Consider the following 19,323-nt stretch of genomic DNA (forward strand, 5'->3'; position numbering starts at 1 on the left):
ACAATGGGCTACCAACAAGGTTTGAGCGGCTTGTCCGCATCGGCGAACGACCTCGATGTCATCGGCAACAACATCGCGAACGCGAACACGACGGGCTTCAAGGAAAGCACGGCGCAGTTCGCCGACGTCTACGCCAATACGATCGCCACGACCGTGAGCAATCAGATCGGTCTCGGCACGCGGCTCGCCAGCGTCCAGCAGGATTTTTCGCAAGGCACGATCAACACCACGGGCCAGGCGCTCAACGTGGCCATCAACGGCACGGGCTTTTACCAGATGTCGAACAACGGCACGCTGACCTACTCGCGTGACGGCGTCTTCCAGATGGACAAGAGCGGCTATATCACCGACGCACAGGGCCTCAAGCTGATGGGCTATGCGGCCGGTGCGAACGGCGTCATCAACACCGCTTCGACGGTGCCGATCCAGGTGCCGACGACGAATATCGCTCCGCTCGCGACGACGAACATCACGGCGCAACTGAACCTGAATTCGCAGGACACGGTACCGACCGTCACGCCTTTTTCGGCAACGAACTCGCTGACCTACAACTATTCGACGTCGATCCAGAGCTACGACTCGCTCGGCGGTTCGCAGCAGGTCAACATGTACTTCGTCAAGACCGGATCGGGTGCGTGGGACGTGTACTCCGGCACGGCGACCGGCACGGTCAGCAAGGTCGGCGCGGTCGGCTTCGACACGGCGGGCGCGCTTTCGACCACGACCGCCACGGCACCCGCAACGAGCTCGGGCACCGGCATGCTGACCTTCAACATTACGAACTCCGACGGCAGCACGTCGCCGCAGGCGCTGACGCTGAATCTGAGCGGCACGACGCAGTACGGCAGCAAGGACGGCGTGAACAGCCTCGCGCAGGACGGTTACGCCAGCGGCCAGTTGACGAACTTCTCGATCGCCGACGACGGCACGATCACCGGCAACTATTCGAACGGCAAGTCGCAGCCGCTCGGCCAGATCGTGCTCGCGAACTTCTCGGACCCCAACGGGCTGCAGGATCTCGGCGGCAATCAGTTCGCCGAAACAGCGGCTTCCGGCGTACCGCAGATCTCGGCGCCGGGCTCGACGAACCACGGCACGCTGCAAGGCGGCGCGGTCGAAGAGTCGAACGTCGATCTGACGAAGCAGCTCGTCAACCTGATCACGGCGCAGCGCAACTACCAGGCGAACGCGCAGACGATCAAGACGCAGCAGGCGGTCGACCAGGCCGTCATCAACCTGTAAGCGGATTTGCGCTTCTCAGGACCGGGCACTCACGACTTCATCGGAAAAAGCGAGTCATGGACCGACTGATCTATACGGCGATGACGGGCGCGAGCCAGACGCTCGAGCAGCAAGCCACCGTCGCCAACAACCTGGCGAACGTCTCGACGACGGGCTTTCGCGCGCAACTCTCGACCTACCGGTCGGCGCCGATGAATTTCGGCGATGGCACGACGATCAACCCCGACACGACGCGCACGTTCGTGCTCTCGTCGACGCCGGGGGCCGATTTCGCGCCCGGTGCGATCTCGCAGACGGGCAACCCGCTCGACGTCGCGATACAAGGCCAGGGCTGGCTGTCCGTGCAAACGGCGGACGGCAACGAAGCCTATACCCGTGCCGGCAATCTTCACGTGGACCAGAACGGGCAGCTCGTGACGGCCAGCAACCTGCCGGTGGTCGGCAGCGGCGGGCCCATTTCGATTCCGCCCGGCGCCGAGGTCACGATCGGCAAGGACGGCACGATCACGGCATTGATGCCGGGCGATCCGCCCGCAGCGCTTGCCGTCATCGACCAATTGAAGCTCGTCAACCCGAGCCCGGGTTCGTTGCAGCGCGGCGACGACGGACTCTTCCGCGCGGCCGACGGCCAGCCGGCCGATGCGGATCCCACAGTCACGGTGGCCTCGGGCGCGCTCGAGGGCAGCAACGTCAATCCCGTGGCGGCGATGGTCTCGATGATTACCAACGCACGGCAGTTCCAGATGCAGACCAAGCTGCTCCAGACGGCCGATCAGAACGAGCAGACGGCAAACCAGCTGCTGCAGTTCAGCTGACCGGTTCGCTCGACGAAACCGGCCCCCTCATTTCAGGAGAAGTTTTACCGTGAACCGCTCGCTCTATATCGCCGCCACGGGCATGAACGCCCAGCAGGCCCAGATGGACGTGATCTCGAACAACCTGTCCAACGTCAGCACGAACGGGTTCAAAGGCTCGCGCGCCGTGTTCCAGGATCTCATCTATCAAACGCTGCGCCAGCCCGGTGCGAACTCGACTCAGCAAACGGAACTGCCCTCCGGCAGCCAGATCGGCACCGGTGTGGAGCAAGTCGCCACGGAGCGCCTCTACACGCAGGGCAATCTGCAGCAAACGGGCAACTCGAAGGACATCGCCATCAACGGCAACGGCTTCTTCCAGGTGCAGATGCCCGACGGCACGACGGCTTACACGCGCGACGGCTCGTTCCAGACCAACGCGCAGGGCCAGCTCGTCACGTCGAGCGGCTACCAGGTGATTCCGGCCATCACGATTCCGCAAAACGCGACCTCGATGACGATCGGCACCGACGGCGCGGTCAGCATCACCGTGGCCGGCTCGACGACGAATCAGACCATCGGCACGGTGCAACTGGCCACCTTCATCAATCCGGCCGGTCTCGAATCGAAAGGTCAGAACCTGTTGATGGAAACCGCTTCGTCGGGCGCGCCGAACGTCTCGACGCCGGGCCTGAACGGCGCCGGCACGCTCAATCAGGGCTACGTCGAAGCATCGAACGTGAACGTCGTGCAAGAGCTCGTGAACATGATCCAGACGCAGCGCGCGTACGAAATCAACAGCAAGGCGGTCCAGACTTCGGACCAGATGCTGCAGACCTTGAGCCAGATGTCGGTTTAAGGCGATCGGCAGCATTCTCGAAGAAACAGGCGGTAAAGGAAGATGTCGCACACGAGCCCCATTCCGTTTCGCATGCGCACGCTGCGTGCAACGCTCTCGCTGATCCACGCAGGCGCGCTCGCAGGCCTGCTGACGAGCACGTTCGCCGGCTGTGCGTATGTCGAGCACCGGGAGCCGATCACGCAGCAGCCGATGACGGCCACGCCGCCGTTGCCTCCGGCGCCGCAGCCCACCGGATCGATCTACAACCCCGGGTTTGCGGGCAGGCCCCTTTTCGAAGACCAGCGGCCGCGCAATATCGGCGACATCCTGACGATCGTGATTCAGGAAAAGATCAACGCGACGAAGTCCTCCGCAGCGGGCGCCGGACGCGCGGGCTCGACGGCGACGTCGGTCCCGACCGCGGGCTTTCTCGGCGGTTTGTTCAACAAGGTCAACCTGAGCGCGTCGGGCAGCAATACGTTCCAGGGTACGGGCGGTGCGAACGCGTCGAATACGTTCGACGGCACGATCACCGTCACGGTCACGAACGTGCTGCCCAACGGCAACCTCGTCGTGAGCGGCCAGAAGCAGATGCTCATCAACCAGGGCAACGAGTTCGTGCGTTTTTCCGGGATCGTCAATCCGAACACCGTCGCGGGCGACAACAGTGTGCTCTCGACGCGCGTGGCCGACGCGCGCATCGAATACTCGGCCAAGGGCTACATCAACGAGGCAGAGACGATGGGCTGGCTGCAGCGATTTTTCCTGAACGTCTTGCCGTGGTGATCATGGATACCGTTTCCACTCGGCGTGTCGGCGCGGCATTACGCGGCTTGCTCACGCTCATCGTCCTTCCCGCCATGCTGGTGTTCGCGGGCAACGCACATGCCGAGCGGTTGAAGGATCTCGTGCAATTCCAGGGCGTGCGGGACAATCCGCTCATCGGCTACGGCTTGATCGTCGGTCTCGACGGCACGGGCGATCAGACGACACAAACGCCGTTCACGACGCAAACGCTCACGAACATGCTCGCCAACCTCGGCATTTCGCTGAACAGCAACGGCTCGAGCGGCTCGTCGGCCTCGTCGAACATGCAACTGAAGAACGTCGCCGCGGTGATGGTCACCGCAACCCTGCCGCCGTTTGCGCGTCCGGGCGAGGCGATCGACGTGACAGTCTCGTCGCTCGGCAACGCGAAGAGCCTGCGGGGCGGCACGCTGCTGCTCACGCCGCTCAAGGGTGCCGACGGCCAGGTCTATGCGCTCGCTCAGGGCAACGTCGCCATCGGCGGCGCCGGCGCCAGCGCGAACGGCAGCAAAGTGCAGGTCAACCAGCTCGCGGCTGGCCGGATCACAGGCGGCGCGATCGTCGAGCGCTCGGTGCCGACGCAGGTCTCGCAGGCCGGGACGCTGCAAATGGAACTCAACGATATGGACTACGACACGACGCAGCGTGTCGTGGCGGCTGTCAACAACATGTTCGGCAGCGGGACGGCGATGCCGCTCGACGGCCGCACGATCCAGTTGCGGGCGCCCACCGACCCGGCGCAGCAGGTCGCCTTCATGGCGCAGCTTCAGAACATCGAAGTCAAACCGGCCCAGGCCGCGGCCAAGGTGATTCTCAACGCGCGCACGGGCTCGATCGTGATGAATCAGATGGTGACGCTGCAAAACTGCGCCGTGGCGCACGGCAATCTGTCGGTCATCGTCAATACGACGACGGCAGTCAGCCAGCCCAACGCATTCTCGAACGGTTCGACGGTGGCGGTGCCGCAGTCGCAGATTCAGCTCAAGCAGGACAACGGAGCATTGAAGTTCGTGACGGCCGGCGCGAATCTCGCCGAAGTCGTCAAGGCGCTCAACACGCTTGGCGCCACGCCCGCGGATCTCATGTCGATCCTGCAGGCAATGAAGGCCGCAGGCGCATTGCGCGCGGACCTCGAGATCATATAAGGGCTCGTCAGCGCGTATTCGACGGGCTCCCAGGAGGCACAGATGGAATCGAACGTACCCAACACCGCAACGGATTTGTCGCAGCGCTTCGCGCTCGACGTGCAAGGTTTCGACGCCTTGCGCGCTCAAGCCGCCGCGTCTCCGCAACAAAGCCTCAAGGGGGTGGCCAAGCAGTTCGATGCCGTGTTCCTGCAAATGATGCTCAAGAGCATGCGCGAGGCGACGCCGCAAGACAGCCCGCTGGATTCGCGCGACGGCGCGCAGTTCACGTCGATGCTCGACGAGCAGCTCGCCCAGCAGATGTCGTCCAAGGGGGTCGGCGTGGCCGATGCGCTGATCAAGCAGCTCTCGCGCAGCGTCCCGGGTGCCGGCGCGAACGGCGCGGCGGGTGCGTCAGGGGCTTCGGGCGCGATGGGCGCGCTCGGTGCTGCCGGTAGCGGGGGCGGCATCGGTGCCGAAGGCAATGCCGCAATGATGAACGCGCTGGCGCGCGCCTATTCGAACGCGGCGGCCAACGGCTCGCTGTCGAAGGGCGCCGGCTATTCGGCCGCGAGCTCGCTCACGCCGCCGTTGCACGGCAACGGCAATTCGTCGAAAGTCGATGCGTTCGTCGACAAGATGGCCGCGCCGGCCCAGGCCGCCGCGGCGGCAACGGGTATTCCCGCGCGGTTCATCATCGGCCAGGCGGCGCTCGAATCCGGCTGGGGCAAGGGCGAGATCAGGAATGCGAACGGCTCGCCGAGCCACAACGTATTCGGCATCAAGGCCACCAAGGACTGGACGGGCAAGACGGTATCGACGGTCACGACAGAGTACGTGAACGGTCGGCCCCGCAAGGTGGTCGAGAAGTTCCGCGCCTACGATTCGTATCAGGACGCGATGACGGATTACGCGAACATGCTGCGCAACAATCCGCGCTACGCATCGGTCGTCAACAACGCGCACGATGCCGCAAGCTTTGCACACGGGATGCAGCGGGCCGGTTACGCAACGGACCCGCATTACGCGAAGAAACTGATTTCCATCATGCAGCAGATGGTGTGATGACGGAATCTGCTCACGGGGGTGCCTTCGGGCGCGACGGGGCCAGGCAGTAGAAGACGGTACGGCCGGCTATCGAAAGATGGCTGGCCGAAGCCGCAACTGTCAAGTATCGGGGCATCGACTCACTCAGGGATCGGAGCCGCCCGACAATCTCACCGGATTTGCCCGCTTCGGCCCGCCCAGACTGGCGCTCGCGCGGTTCACAAAAATTAGAAAAATTATTTCCGGATTGCCTCTAAACTTTGCACGTTTGATGCCGCTAATCAGATAGTCCCTTTTCGGATCGCCGCAAGGTATCCGAAAGCACGTGCGTCGGCGCCTTGCGCGCTCCGACGCGACCACGCATACGGCAAGCCCATGGATACCAATCAGTCGAACGATTCGATGGAGGAAGACGTAGAACCCGCTCTCGACTTCGGGCGGCGCAATCCGCTTGAAATCGGGGTGCAGCTGCGCAACCTCGCCAATCGCGGAGACTTTTTGACCGTTCAATACAAGAGCGGTCAGCTCGTCACGCGTATTCTCGATGTCGATGTGAGAGAGCGCACGTTCATCTTCGACTGGGGCGCGCTGGCCGAGCAAAACCGCGGCATGCTCGCCTCGCCGAGCTGTACGTTCCGGGCCTCGCCCGAAGGCGTGCGCGTCGAGTTTTCCACGCCGACGCCGGCCGAGACCCGCTTCGAAGGACTCCCCGCGTTCGAGGCGGCGTTTCCCGAAGTGCTCTACTACGTGCAGCGGCGCGAGTATTTCCGCGTAGATGCGCCCATTCTCGATCCGTACTTTTGCCGCGGTCAGCTGCCCGAGGGCGAGGCGTTCCGCTTCGAGATCCACGACATTTCGCTCGGCGGCATCGGCCTGCGCACGGCTGACGAGCGCGTCGTCGAATTGCCGATGGGCGCGACGCTGGAAGACGTCGAGGTCAATCTGAACGGACACGGTACGCTGTCGCTCGATCTCGAGCTCGTTTCGCTGCGCGCGACCGAACTGCCCAACGGCGGCCGGCGCTACCAGCTCGGCATGCGGTTCGTATCGCTACCCGGCAGCGCCGAAAACACCCTGCAGCGGCTGATCACGCAACTGGAAATGAAGCGCCGCTCGCTCGTGCGCGCCTGAAGACGAAACGGTCGCGCCGCGCTGGCCCGCGACCGCCCCACGCGGGTCTCCTCGGCCCGCCCACCGACGCCGAAAAAGCGTCGCGTCATGTCGATCTGTGCCCTTAAATTTTCCGGCGCGCGGCCGATATACATGTGTTCCCTCAACGAGGCGGTGGCAACGAAGCTCGCCGTCCTTCAGGAAGACGCATGTCCAACAACATCTTCAGCATCGGCCTTTCGGGGCTGGCGGCCGCCCAGTGGGGCCTGACGACGACGAGCAACAACATCAGCAACGCGTCGACCACGGGCTACACCGTGGAGAATCCCGTCTACGCCGAAGCGAGCGGGCAGTACACGGGCGCGGGGTACATGGGCGGCGGCGTGTCGTCGGTGACCGTGGCGCGCAACTACAGCCAGTACCTCTCGACCGAGCTCAACAACGCGCAATCGACGAGCAGTGCGCTGACCACGAACTATTCGATGGCCTCGCAGCTGAACAACCTGATCGGCAGCCCGACGGCCGGGATTTCCACGGCCATCACCGCCTACTTCACGGGCTTGCAGAACGTCGCGAACGATCCGAGCAGCCTCGCCACGCGCCAGGGCGCGATGAGCGCCGCGCAAACGCTCGCGAGCCAGATCACCGCGACCGGCGCGCAATACGACCAGCTGCGCCAAACGGTGAACCAGCAATTGACGACGACCGTCAACCAGATCAACGGCTATTCGAAGCAGATCGCGGACCTCAACGCGCAGATCGCGAACGCGAGCGGGCAGGGGCAGCCGCCGAACCAGCTGCTCGACCAGCGCGATCAGGCTGTTGCCGACCTCTCGAAGGCGGTGGGTGTCTCCGTCGTACAGGGCGCGAACGGCTACAGCGTTTTTCTGAGCAGCGGTCAGCCGCTCGTGGTCTCGAACCAAAGCTTCGATCTGGGCACCAAAGTGTCGTCGGGCGACCCGAGCGAACTGGATGTCACTTATAACGGGCTTGCCGGCACGACGCCTGCGACGACGCAATATCTGTCCAGCTCGGTGCTCTCGGGCGGAACCGTCGGCGGCTTGCTCACGTTTCGCAGCCAGACGCTCGATCCGGCGCAAGCGCAGCTTGGCGCCGTCGCCACGAGCTTCGTGAACCAGGTCAATTCGCAAAACACGCTCGGTCTGGACCTGTCGGCCAATGTGGGCGGCAACCTGTTCAGCGTGGCGGCGCCGACCGTCTACTCGAATCTGCAAAACACCGGCACCTCCACGCTGTCGGTGGCGTTCGCCAACGGCTCGCAGCCGACCGCGGGCGACTACACGCTGTCATACAACGGCACCACCTATACCCTGACCGACAACGCGTCGGGCTCGACCATCGGCACGAGCACGGCGCTGGGTGCCGGTTCGGTGACGATAGGTGGGCTCGCATTGACGCTCTCCGGGACGATGAACTCGGGCGATTCGTTCACGATCCAGCCGACGCGCGGCGCACTGAATAGCTTCGCGCTCGCCACGTCGAACACGTCGGCGATTGCGGCGGCGTCACCGGTGCTCGTGTCGACATCGACCACGAATACGGGCACGGGGACCGTCACGCAAGGCACGGTCTCGGCCGGCTACACGCTGCCGGCCACGCCGCTCACGCTGACCTACAACTCGGCGACGAATACGCTCGACGGCTGGCCTGCTGGCGCGAGCGTTTCGGTAAATGGAGCAGCCGCGACCACGGGAACGTCGTTCCCGTATGCGGCGGGCAACACGTACACCTACAACGGCATGAACTTCACGATGAGCGGCGCGCCCGCGAACGGCGACACGCTCACGCTTGCGAAGAACACCGGCACGGCCGATGGCCGCAACGCGCTGGCGATGTCGAAGCTCGTCTCCACCACGACGCTCGGCAACGGCACGGCCACCTTGACGGGTGCCTACGCGAACTACGTCAACAACGTCGGCAACGCGGCCACCCAGCTGAAATCGGCGAACACCGCGCAAACGGCGCTCGTTTCGCAGATCACGGCGGCACAGCAATCGGTCTCGGGTGTGAACCTCGATGAGGAAGCGGCCAATCTGTTGAAGTATCAGCAGCTCTATCAGGCCAACAGCAAAGTCATTCAGTCCGCCGAGTCGATGTTCCAGACTCTGATGGGTATCTTCGGCTAAGGTGCAAAGCGATGCGTATTTCTTCCTCACAGTTGTTCGCGCAAAGTGTCCAGACGATGGACAACCAGCAGTCGTCGCTCAATCAGCTTTATCAGCAGATTTCGACGGGGCAGTTGCTGCAGACGCCGGCCGACAATCCGCTCTATGCGGCGCAGGCCGTGCAGTTGACGATGACGACGGCGACGCTCACGCAGTACACGACGAATCAGAACTCGGCGCAGACCTCGCTGCAAATCGAGGACAAGACGCTTTCGAGCGTGACCAACGTCATGCAGAGCATCAATTCGCTGATCGTGCGCGCCGGCGATGGCACGTTGCAGGACTCCGACCGCGTGTCCATCGCGAAGACGATGCAAGGCTATCGCGACCAGTTGCTGACGCTCGCCAACACGAGCGACAGTTCCGGGAACTACCTCTTTTCGGGTTTCCAGGCCACGACGCAACCGTTCACGAACAATGCCGCGGGCGGCGTGAACTATCTGGGCGACAATGGCCAGCGCCAGGTGCAGGTGGCCGATTCGCATCAGATCACGACGAACGATACGGGCGCGAGCGTCTTTTTGTCGGTGCCGTCGATCGGCACATCGCCTGTTGCCGCGGGCTCGGCCGCTAACACGGGAACGGGCGTCATCGGCCGTGTGGCGAACAACAATCCTTCGGTTGCGACGAACGGCGACAAGTTCACGATCACGTTTGGCGGAACGGCCGCCGCGCCGACCTACACGGTGACGGACAATACGACCGGCTCGACGACGGCTGCCACCGCGTTCACGGCCAATGCGCCGATCGCGCTCGGCACCGGTATGACGGTGTCGATTTCGGGCGCGCCGAATCCGGCCGATACGTTCACGGTGACGCCCGCGACGACCTCGGCGAACAGCAGCGTGTTCTCGACGATCGATTCGATGATCGCCTCGCTTCAGACGCCGGCGGACAACAACCCGGCGGCCAAGGCGACGCTGTCGAACGATCTGGCGACGGGCCTGACGCGCTTTCAAAACTCGCTGACGGCGATCACGGTGGTGCAGGCGTCGGTGGGCGGGCGCGAGCAGGAGCTGACGGCACTGCAGACGACGACAAAGAACAACTCGCTGCAAGCGACGAACGACCTGTCGAACGTGACCGATGTCGACATGGTGTCGGCGATCAGCCAATACCAGCTCACGCAAAACGCGTTGCAGGCGGCGCAGCAAAGCTTCGTGAAGATTCAGGGGCTGTCGCTATTCCAGTACATGTGATCGAACTCTGCGATGAGGTTCAGCCGTCACCACAATAAAAGCTTGTCGGTCGGCTCGGCGATGTCGTCATGAGAGATGACGATCAGAACGGAATGTTTGAAACGTTCGCGGAAAGCGGAAAGGATAGCCTTCGCCGAGCGTCGGTCGAGGTTCGTCGTCGGCTCGTCCAGAATCAACACGCCGGCCTCGCGAACGAAAGCTCGCGCCAGCGCAATTCGACGTCGCTCACCGCCGGACCAATCGCCGCCCCTGTCATTGATCCTGTCCGATACTGTTAGCCCTCGCGCTGCCAGCATCTCGGCTATACCCAGCTGCCGCACGGCATCCTCGATGCGCTCGTCCGAAATCGAAGGATCGCCTAAGCGAATGTTTTCTGCGATGGTGCCCGCGAAAACGTAGTCGACCTGGGGCACGTACAGCGCGTGTCGCCGCAGCTCGTTACCCTTTGCCGGAAGGGGATATACGCGCCCGTCCACGTTGACCGCGCCTCCTGCAGCGGGAGTCAACCCCGCCAGGGTGCGAGCCAGGGTAGATTTTCCAATCCCGCTCGGTCCATGGAATACCACGACGTCGCCTTGCTTCCATACCGCGGATCGGGGCGGGCCGATGGCTCGATCGCCGTTCATCGTGGTCACGGAAGTGAATTCGAAGCGTTGCACCGGCAACCGGCATAGGGCTGCTGCGGGACGAGCGTCGTGTGCATCTCGTAGGACGTTTGCGGCAACCTCCATACTCGCCGACGACCGCGTGAGACGCTCTGCCGAGCGCGATAGATCGACAATCGGCGCGATGAGCTGGAAATAGGCCAGCACCAGTGCCACCAGGCCGCCTACCCGTTCTGCGCCTTGGGGGCCCGCGGTCGTGCCGTAGCCGGATAGGTATAGCGTAACGGCCGCCGCCAAGCCGGCCCAACGAATGATCTCCAACCGAACATGTTTGGCGAAATAGTGGCGTGCATGCCGACGCACGTGGCAGTCGAATTCAGCAAGTTGGTCGTGCAGTCGGCGGGTCACGAACGTCTCCGTACCGTAGCTGCGCACGACCTCACCTAACTCGTGTGCTGTCGCAATGTTTGCGACAATGCCACGCTGGGCTTCGTCGAATGACTTACCTAGTGCGTATTCTTTGCGTACGTCGCGCAAATTCCAGGTGATAAATGCGCAGGCCGTCGCGAAGATGATTAAAGCAGTGGGCCAACTGACTTGCACTGCGATGAGCGAAACGGCAACCAGCAGGCCCGCCGCATAGGGAGCAAGGTCGATGAAAAGATCGGAGACGATCGCGTGCGCGGCCTCCCTGCCTTTATTGAAGGCATGAATCAGATCGCTTATCGAATAGCGCCAGAAGGACCGGTCGGGGCGCAGGAGTGCGGCCAGTGTGGCAAGGGCAATGTCCCCACCGATTCGCTCTCGCGAACGCAATGCGAAGTAGTTGGCGCCGGCCGAGCAGGTGCCGCTGAGTAGGCCGATGCCGACATAAGCGGCGAGGATCGCCGCGAGATTACTGCTTCGGGCCAGGGCAATCGTCGCTTGCGCCAGCACAAAGGGCTGAACCGCCTGCAAAACGCTCGCGAGCGTAGCGAAAGCTGCCACATAGAGGCCAGCCCGGACAGTGTTCGGCTGGATGACGCTCCGCAAAAGGTTGATGTTGGCAATCAGTCGCATGTGTCGGTGACAGCTCGCCGTTGTGACATCGGCGAGGTCAGCTGCCGCAACGCGCAGGCGTGCCCAAGATAAATTTCGACGCAGGCCTGCGAAACGAGCGGCCGAGAAACTCGGACCGATTTACGCTACCGGACGCGGGAGTTGTTGGTATGGACTGGAATGAAGCCACCGCTTGAGCTCACGCAGGCGGCTCGGAACGAGGCGAGCTCGCCGACGCGCTCAAGGATGGGGTGCGAGCGATCCCGCCACGCGCCCCATCGCATCGACGCCAAGATCGAACAGATGCGCGAAAAACGGAATCATATTGGGCAGCATGAGCTGCACGAGCAGCAGCCCGACCATCAACGTGACCGGAAAGCCGATCTGAAAAACGCCGATTTGCGGCGCGGCCCGGTTCAGGATGCCGAGCGATAACGTCGCCACGAGCAGTGCGACGACGACCGGCAGCGCAAGCAGCAGCCCCGCCGAGAAAATCGCGCCACCCCATTGGACGAGCGTGCGCCAGCCCGGCGCGCTGAGTAGCGCGGCGTCGATCGGCACCGACTGAAACGAACCGATCAACGCGTTGATCACTTGCAAGTGCCCATCGAAGGCGAGAAAGGCCAGCAGCGCGATCGTATGCAGATAGCGCGAAACGACTTCCGACGAAGCGTTCGAGCTCGGATCGAAAAACGTGGCGAAGCCGAGCCCCATCTGCAGCCCGATCAGCGATCCGGCCATCTCGATGGCCGTGAACGCGAGCTGCATCGTAAGGCCGAGCGCCGCGCCGACGATGAACTGATTGACCATGATCCAGACGCCCTGCGCCGAGAACACGGTCACGGCCGGCAGCGCGCCGAGGGTCGGCGCCACGATGAGCGTGATAAAGGCGGCCAAGCCGATCTTCACACGGGCGGGCACGCTCGACTGGCTGAACGCGGGCGCCGTGGCAACGAGCGCCGCAATGCGCACGAATGGCCAAAGAAACGCGGTAAGCCAGGCGTTCAGCTGAGCGTAGGTGACGGTGAGCATCGTCGTGCCGGGCCGGTGCTGGCTGAGCGCTAATGCACGCTCATCCGGCGAGCGAAGGAATGCTCGTCAGCATCTGGCGCATGTAGTCGAGCACGATCTGCAACATCCACGGTCCTGCGATCACGAGCGTGACGGTCACGGCGACGAGCTTCGGAATGAACGACAGCGTGGCCTCGTTGATCTGCGTGGCTGCCTGAAAAAAACTGACGAGCAGGCCCACGACGAGCGAGACGAGGAGCGGCGGCGCCGTCAGCAGCAACGCGACGTACATCGCGCGGTGAGCGAGGGTGAGAACGGATTCCGGCGTCATGGCGGCAACTTCGAAGGCAATCTGGGTCAGGAAAAGCTCTGCGCGAGCGAGCCGATCAGCAACTGCCATCCATCGACGAGCACGAACAGCATCAATTTGAACGGCAGCGAAATCGTGACGGGCGAGACCATCATCATCCCCATCGACATGAGCACGCTTGCCACGACCATATCGATGATGAGAAACGGAATGAAGATCGTGAAGCCGATCTGGAAGCCCGTTTTCAGCTCGCTCGTGACGAAGGCCGGCACGAGCAGCGAAAGCGGCACATCCTCGGGGCCTTGCATCGCGGGCGCATGCGAAATCTTGGCGAACAGGGCGAGATCCGATTCGCGCGTTTGACGCAGCATGAACGTCTTGAACGGCACCACGCCGCGCTGCACGGCCGTCTCCATCGGGATCGCGCCCTCGGAGAACGGCTTGTAGCCGTCCTGGTAAGCCTTATCGAGAACGGGCGACATGACGAACAGCGTCAGAAACAGCGCGAGACCGACGAGCACCTGATTCGGCGGCGTCGTCGTCGTGCCGATCGCCTGGCGCAGCAGCGAGAGCACGATGATGATGCGCGTGAAGCTCGTCATCATGAGCACCATCGCCGGCAGGAACGACAGCATCGTGAGCAGCAGCATCGTCTGCACGCTCAGCGAATAGGTCGTACCGCCGTTCGGGCCCGGGCTCGTCGTGAACGCCGGCAGACCGTTGGCCTGTGCGAAGGCGCCCGACGGCGCGAGCGCGAGAATCAGAACGAGAAGCGGCAACACGGGCGCGAAGGCTCGCGCAAACCGCTCGACACGGCACAACGACATTTACTTGCCTCCGCCCGAAGGCCGGGTAAAACGCTTTTTGGCTTCGCCCGCCAGCGCGGCGCGAAATCGCGAGCCGAACGTGCCCGCCTGCGTGGCGGCGTCGTCGGGTGAGTCGGCGGGCCCCGATGAACCGGGCCCGCGGCGCGTGAGATCGATGGAGCCGGCCGGCAGCGTATGCAGGAGCCGCACGTTACCGGGGGCGGCCCCGAGCACGAGCCACGTATCGCCGATCTCGACGACGGCGACGCGCTCCTTGCCACCCAGCGAGACCCCGCCGACGGTGCGTACGACACTGCCGCGCGCCGACGGCTGCAGGCCGAAGCGCCGCGCGAGCCACGCGCACGCAAACACGAGCCCGATGACGACGGCGAGGCCGACCAGCGTTTGCAGCACGGCGCCGACGCCGAGCGACGGCACGGCCGTTCCGGCACCGACGCCCGATGCGATGCTCGCGGCGTGGTTGACTGCGTTCAGATCGGCTGCGTCGGCGACGCTCGGCGCAATGGCCGCCCATGCCATGGCGAGCGCCAGACCGGCTGCGCGTACTGCTTGCGGTACCGGCAGGATGCCTTGCCGACGCATGAGCCCTCTCATCGGTTCAACTTACGAATCCGTTCGGACGGCGTAATGATGTCGGTGAGCCGGATGCCGAACTTGTCGTTGACGACGACCACTTCGCCCTGCGCGATCAGGCAGCCGTTCACGAGTACGTCCATCGGCTCGCCGGCGAGCCCGTCGAGTTCGACGACCGAGCCTTGCGCGAGCTGCAGCAGGTTGCGGATCGCGATCTTCGTGCGCCCGAGCTCGACCGTCATCTGCACGGGGATATCGAGGATCATGTCGATGTCGTTGCGCGTCGACGCGGGGGCGACTTTCGAGAGCGGCTGGAACACGCCCGCGGCGGCCGTGGGCGTCTCGTTCGAGTTTTGCTCGGCGAGCGCGCTGGCCCAGTCGTCGAGGCCCGTTTCGGCGTCGGCCGCCGTGGCGGCCGCTTTCTCGGCCTGCATGGCCGCCGCCATCTGGGCCTCGAGCTCCCGGGCGCCGTCGCCCGGCGTCGCGTTCAGATCACTCATATCCACCTTCCTTCATCGTATCGGCCGCGCTGATCATCCTTTGCACGCGCAGCGCGTATTGACCATTGAAAATTCCGTAGCCGCATTCCATGACCGGCACACCGTCTACTTTCGCGGTGACCTGCTCGGGAATGTTGATCGGCAGCACATCGCCGGCGCGCATATTGAGGATGTCCTCGAACGTGACCGGTATCGCGGCGAGGTCGGCCGTCAGTTCCACCTCGGCCGATTGAACCTGCTGCGACAGCACGCGCACCCAGCGGCGGTCGACTTCGAGCGCCTCGCCCTGGATCGGCGAGGACAGCACGTCGCGGATCGGCTCGATCATCGAGTAGGGCATGCAGATGTGCAGCGTGCCGCCCGTGGAGCCGAATTCGATCGAGAACTGCGTGACGATGACGATTTCGTTCGGCGTCGCGACGTTGGCGAACTGCGTGTGCATTTCCGAGCGCATGAACTCGAACTGCAGCGGCCGCACGCTTTTCCAGGCGGTCGAATAGTGATCGAACACGAGGTTCAGCAGCTTGCCGATGATGCGCTGCTCGGTCGCCGTGAAATCGCGTCCTTCGACCCGCGTATGAAAACGGCCGTCGCCGCCGAAGAGGTTATCGACCACGAAGAACACGAGGTTCGGATCGAACACGAAGAGCGACGTGCCCCTGAGCGGCTTGATATGAACGAGGTTCAGGTTCGTCGGAATCGGCAGATTGCGCGTGAACTCGCTGTACTTTTGCACCTTCACGGGCCCCACGGAAATCTCTGCCGTGCGGCGCATGAAATTGAAGATGCCGATGCGCATCAAGCGCGCGAACCGTTCGTTGATGATTTCGAGACCGGGCATCCGGCCGCGAACGATGCGCTCCTGCGTGGCGATGTTGTACGGGCGAACAGTGGCCTTGTCGCCATGCTCCGCGTCCGCATCGGACTCGCCAGTTACGCCCTTGAGGAGTGCATCGACTTCCTCCTGGGACATGAACTCTTCGTGGCCCATACCTTTATTCGTCCCTCGTTGCGATTGGTGGGATGCGGCGCAATGCCTTCGACCGGCGACCCATTACTGGACGACGAATTCCGTGAACAGCACTTCCTGTACCTTGGCCGGCGGCGCGCCGGCATCGGTCGGCTGCTCGATCAGCGTCCTGAGCTCGTTCGCGAGGGCATGCTTGCCTTCGAGCGTCGAGAGTTCCTCCGGATGCTTGTTCGACAGATCGAGCAGGATCCGGCTGCGCAGCTCGGGCATGTGCTCGGTCAGGCGCGCCTGCATCTTCTCGTCGGCGATCTTCAGCGTGAGGCCCACGCGCAGGTAATGCTGGCCGTCGTCCGAGAGCAGGTTCACCGTCATCGGATCGAGCGCGAAAAACACGGGCGGCGGAGGCGGCGGAGGCGCCACGGGCTTCGACGGACCATGCTTGGCGAGAAAGAAGTACGTACCGCCCGCGGCTGCCGCGGCGGCCCCGAGGGCGATCAGAACGATCAGCACGAGACGTGTCAGTTTCCCGGGCTTGGCGGAGGTGGCGGCTGGCTGCTGCGTTGCGGTCGTGGTTGCCATGGCAATGCGTTGCTTATGAGCGATAGGTAGGATTGTTGGTCAAAGCCGCTTTCGGCGATAAGCCGAAAAGAAGGGAGATTCGATGCCATCTCGTCTCTTTGACCCGGCCGGTCAAACCCAGCGCCGCGGGCCCGTCGCGGCGGAAAGTGAGCCGGGACAGGGCGTATTCATTGCTCAGATCAGAGCAAAAAACGGACCGCGATGACGCCAGGGCCGCGCGAGGTGGTCTCTGCGTTATCGGCACGCGGTGGGATTCCTTGATGCTGCCGGTCGAACTGCTCGGCCGGCGCGGGCGCAAGGGAAGACGAGGGCGGTGAGGCGAGTCGGGCGCTCGAGGCGTCAGTCGCGCTGCGGGGCTGGCAACCGGAGCTGCCGGTTGCCATCGGTCCAAACTGCTGCGCCAGGGTGCCGTCAGGCGAAGGTATCGACGATTCCGACTTGGCGGCGCACCGGGACGCTCGCCGTCGAGGCGACGGCATCGTCCGCACTGCCGCCCCCGAAGCTGCCGCCGCGGCCCCGGCCGTTGCCGCCGTTGCCCGAGCGGGCGTCTTGCTGGCCGTTCTGACGCGCGAAGCCATCGCTGACGCTTGCGCTGCCGAGCCCGAGGCCGCCCGCTTCGAGCGCGTCGCGCAGCTTCGGCAGCGCGGCTTCCACGGCTTCGCGAACCTGCGCGTGCTGCGAGACGAACAGCGCGTGGGCGTGATTGTCCGCGACTTGCAACACGACTTGCAGCGGACCCAGATCGCGCGGATTGAGCGTGAGTTCCGCGCTTTGCTGATGAGCGTTGGAGAGGAAGACGACTTTCTGGCTCAGCGCGTCTTCCCAATCGGGCGTGCCGACCTGCGGCGCGAGCGTGGCCGCCGCGGCCGATGCGCTCGTCGTGGCCGCGGCGGCGGTCGCACTCGTCGCCTGCGTGCCTTGTGCCTGCTGAGCCGCCTGAGCGGCGGCCAGCGCGGCGCGTGCCGCTTCGGCCGTGTCCTTCAGTGTGGAGAAGTCCGCGGCGGCGCCGGGATTCGAGGCGCCGCTTGCCGCGAGCGCCTGGGCAGCCGACGCGCTCGCGTCCTGTGCGTTGGCGCCGCCTTGCGCCGCCTTGGCGTTCAGCGCTGCCGCGTTGGCCGCGCCGGCATTGCCGTTCTTTCCGTCGCCGGTCAGTGCCGCCAGGCCCTTCGACGAGAGCGGCGGCGCACCGACGCCGTTCGCGAGATTACCCGTGCCGAGTCCGCCGGCGCCGGTATTGCCGCTGTTGCCGAGCACCGTGGCTCCGCCCGGGCCTGCTGCCGCAGCCGCCACGGCGCCTTGGCCGCCCATTTGCGCCGCGAGGGCAGCTTCCAATGCGGCCCGCACCGATTTGGGCTCGGCCGTGCCGGTTTTCTTGCCGCCCGTCGCCATCACGCCCGCCAGCTCGGAATTGCCGTCGGTGGTGGCAGCGCTTGCGGCATCGCTTTGCGCGCTTTGTGCGCCCGCCTGAGCTTGCGCCTGGGCCTGCGCTGCCGCCGCGGCGCTGGCCGCGGCCTGATCGGCGGCGCTCCCTCCATTGGCATTCGCGTTTTGCGAGGCGCTGGCCTGTCGGTCGCCGTTCGTGCCATCCGTGCGCTTTTCGTTGCCGCTCGCCTTCGTCCCGTCGCTCGTGCCCGCGGAGTTTCCAGCCGTATTCGCGCTGGTACTCGCCGCTGCGTCGGCCTGCGAACCGCTGTCAGCCGGCTTCGCCCCGCCCGCGTTTGCCGAGTTGGCTTGCGCGGCGGCTGAATTGGCCGCATCCGCGGCATTGCCCGAGCTGGCCGGCGAACTATTTTTCGCGTTGTTGGCGGGTTCGGCCTTGGCAGGTGCCGGCGCGCTTTGCTGCGCGTCGATGCTTTGCTGCAGCGTCTGCGAGAACGGTACGGCAGGCGTGGCGGAACTCGCCGACTGGCGGGCCGCGGCGGCCTTGCCTGTGGCGGCGCCCGGGCCCGAAACCGAGTCGAGGAAAGAGAAAAACGACATGTGATGCCCCTTGCTGCCGTGCGCCTGTCATCGTCTGGCGACGCATCGGATAAATCGATTCAATAATCGGACGGCCGGCGGTCCGATCCGGCCGGTCAGTCAATCAGTTCAAACTCTCCGCGCGCATGCGCAGGATCTTCGCGGCGTGTTCGTCGGATTCGCGCTGCTCGCGTTTGGCGGCCACGCGCGCTTCGGCGGCTTCGCCGCGCGCTTGCAGCACTTCGTAGGAGCCGAGCTTCTGCTTTTGCCGCACCCACTCGGGCTTGGCGGCCTCCACGCGCGAGGTGGCGGCTGCCAGGAGACGCCGCTGCTGGTCGATGGCGGCATCGAGGGTATCGATGAACGCCTGGAAGTTGCGCCAGTTTCCGGCCGGCATGCCGGCTTGCGCGGAGTTCGAGAAACTTGCGTGATATTCGTCGCGATAGCGGATCAAGTCGGCCAACTGCGTCTCGATGTCGGCACGCTCGCGCTGTACACGTCCGAGCTGCTTGGTGGCAGCGTCCAGATCGTCCTGAGCGAGATCGACGAGCGTCTTGATCGGAAAATGCTTCGCCATCCTGTGACTCCTTGTTTGTCACCC

The 19,323-nt window shown here is 64.2% G+C and carries 19 protein-coding genes; 9 read left to right on the top strand and 10 right to left on the bottom strand.

The window, feature by feature from the left end:
- Positions 1-3: 3 nt before the first annotated feature.
- The 9 genes from flgE to flgL all read left to right on the top strand — a co-directional run bounded on the left by flgE (position 4) and on the right by flgL (position 10,350).
- Positions 4-1,242, top strand: a complete 1,239-nt coding sequence (flgE, locus tag ACR9ZC_RS07650) for a flagellar hook protein FlgE (protein ID WP_331571330.1) — start codon at positions 4-6, stop codon at positions 1,240-1,242.
- A 56-nt stretch (positions 1,243-1,298) separates the two neighbouring features.
- Positions 1,299-2,057: a flagellar basal-body rod protein FlgF gene (flgF, locus tag ACR9ZC_RS07655; RefSeq protein WP_173255968.1), complete on the top strand. Its 759-nt coding sequence runs from the start codon at positions 1,299-1,301 to the stop codon at positions 2,055-2,057.
- A gap of 49 nt (positions 2,058-2,106) precedes the next feature.
- Positions 2,107-2,895: a flagellar basal-body rod protein FlgG gene (flgG, locus tag ACR9ZC_RS07660; protein WP_173255969.1), complete on the top strand. Its 789-nt coding sequence runs from the start codon at positions 2,107-2,109 to the stop codon at positions 2,893-2,895.
- A 72-nt stretch (positions 2,896-2,967) separates the two neighbouring features.
- Entirely contained in the window at positions 2,968-3,663 is a 696-nt protein-coding gene (locus ACR9ZC_RS07665) for a flagellar basal body L-ring protein FlgH (protein ID WP_481582616.1), read from the top strand.
- Positions 3,664-3,665: 2 nt separating this feature from the next.
- A complete protein-coding gene (locus ACR9ZC_RS07670; protein WP_440559144.1) occupies positions 3,666-4,829 on the top strand; it encodes a flagellar basal body P-ring protein FlgI in 1,164 nt (387 codons plus the stop codon).
- A gap of 42 nt (positions 4,830-4,871) precedes the next feature.
- Positions 4,872-5,873: a flagellar assembly peptidoglycan hydrolase FlgJ gene (gene flgJ, locus ACR9ZC_RS07675; protein ID WP_331571325.1), complete on the top strand. Its 1,002-nt coding sequence runs from the start codon at positions 4,872-4,874 to the stop codon at positions 5,871-5,873.
- Positions 5,874-6,230: 357 nt separating this feature from the next.
- Positions 6,231-6,986, top strand: coding sequence for a flagellar brake protein (locus ACR9ZC_RS07680; RefSeq protein WP_481579860.1), 756 nt, complete (start codon positions 6,231-6,233; stop codon positions 6,984-6,986).
- A gap of 188 nt (positions 6,987-7,174) precedes the next feature.
- Positions 7,175-9,112 (top strand): flagellar hook-associated protein FlgK, encoded by a 1,938-nt coding sequence (gene flgK, locus ACR9ZC_RS07685; RefSeq protein ID WP_481579861.1) that lies wholly within the window; start codon positions 7,175-7,177, stop codon positions 9,110-9,112.
- An 11-nt stretch (positions 9,113-9,123) separates the two neighbouring features.
- Complete coding sequence (gene flgL, locus ACR9ZC_RS07690; RefSeq protein ID WP_331571322.1) at positions 9,124-10,350, top strand: flagellar hook-associated protein FlgL; 1,227 nt, start codon at positions 9,124-9,126, stop codon at positions 10,348-10,350.
- A 26-nt stretch (positions 10,351-10,376) separates the two neighbouring features.
- Here the strand turns inward: flgL and ACR9ZC_RS07695 are convergent, their stop codons facing one another.
- The 10 genes from ACR9ZC_RS07695 to fliJ form a co-directional block, all read right to left on the bottom strand.
- Entirely contained in the window at positions 10,377-12,014 is a 1,638-nt protein-coding gene (locus tag ACR9ZC_RS07695; RefSeq protein ID WP_481579862.1) for an ATP-binding cassette domain-containing protein, read from the bottom strand.
- Positions 12,015-12,233: 219 nt separating this feature from the next.
- Positions 12,234-13,025, bottom strand: a complete 792-nt coding sequence (gene fliR, locus ACR9ZC_RS07700) for a flagellar biosynthetic protein FliR (protein WP_481579863.1) — start codon at positions 13,023-13,025, stop codon at positions 12,234-12,236.
- Between the two features lie 40 nt (positions 13,026-13,065).
- Positions 13,066-13,335 (bottom strand): flagellar biosynthesis protein FliQ, encoded by a 270-nt coding sequence (gene fliQ, locus ACR9ZC_RS07705; RefSeq protein WP_331571319.1) that lies wholly within the window; start codon positions 13,333-13,335, stop codon positions 13,066-13,068.
- 26 nt (positions 13,336-13,361) lie between these two features.
- Entirely contained in the window at positions 13,362-14,141 is a 780-nt protein-coding gene (gene fliP, locus ACR9ZC_RS07710; protein ID WP_331571317.1) for a flagellar type III secretion system pore protein FliP, read from the bottom strand.
- The gene (fliO, locus tag ACR9ZC_RS07715) at positions 14,142-14,660 is read right to left on the bottom strand and encodes a flagellar biosynthetic protein FliO (protein ID WP_481582617.1); all 519 of its coding nucleotides are present in this window, start codon (positions 14,658-14,660) and stop codon (positions 14,142-14,144) included.
- Positions 14,661-14,731: 71 nt separating this feature from the next.
- Positions 14,732-15,214, bottom strand: a complete 483-nt coding sequence (fliN, locus tag ACR9ZC_RS07720; RefSeq protein ID WP_331571315.1) for a flagellar motor switch protein FliN — start codon at positions 15,212-15,214, stop codon at positions 14,732-14,734.
- Positions 15,207-16,205, bottom strand: coding sequence for a flagellar motor switch protein FliM (gene fliM, locus ACR9ZC_RS07725; protein WP_481579864.1), 999 nt, complete (start codon positions 16,203-16,205; stop codon positions 15,207-15,209). The genes fliN and fliM overlap by 8 nt, the downstream gene beginning before the upstream one ends.
- A 63-nt stretch (positions 16,206-16,268) precedes the next feature.
- Positions 16,269-16,763, bottom strand: coding sequence for a flagellar basal body-associated protein FliL (gene fliL / locus ACR9ZC_RS07730; protein WP_440559137.1), 495 nt, complete (start codon positions 16,761-16,763; stop codon positions 16,269-16,271).
- 411 nt (positions 16,764-17,174) lie between these two features.
- A complete protein-coding gene (locus tag ACR9ZC_RS07735; RefSeq protein WP_481579865.1) occupies positions 17,175-18,743 on the bottom strand; it encodes a flagellar hook-length control protein FliK in 1,569 nt (522 codons plus the stop codon).
- Between the two features lie 103 nt (positions 18,744-18,846).
- Positions 18,847-19,299: a flagellar export protein FliJ gene (gene fliJ / locus ACR9ZC_RS07740; protein ID WP_331571307.1), complete on the bottom strand. Its 453-nt coding sequence runs from the start codon at positions 19,297-19,299 to the stop codon at positions 18,847-18,849.
- Positions 19,300-19,323 lie beyond the last annotated feature (24 nt).

The sequence above is a fragment of the Trinickia sp. HAY1-2D genome (assembly GCF_056754935.1).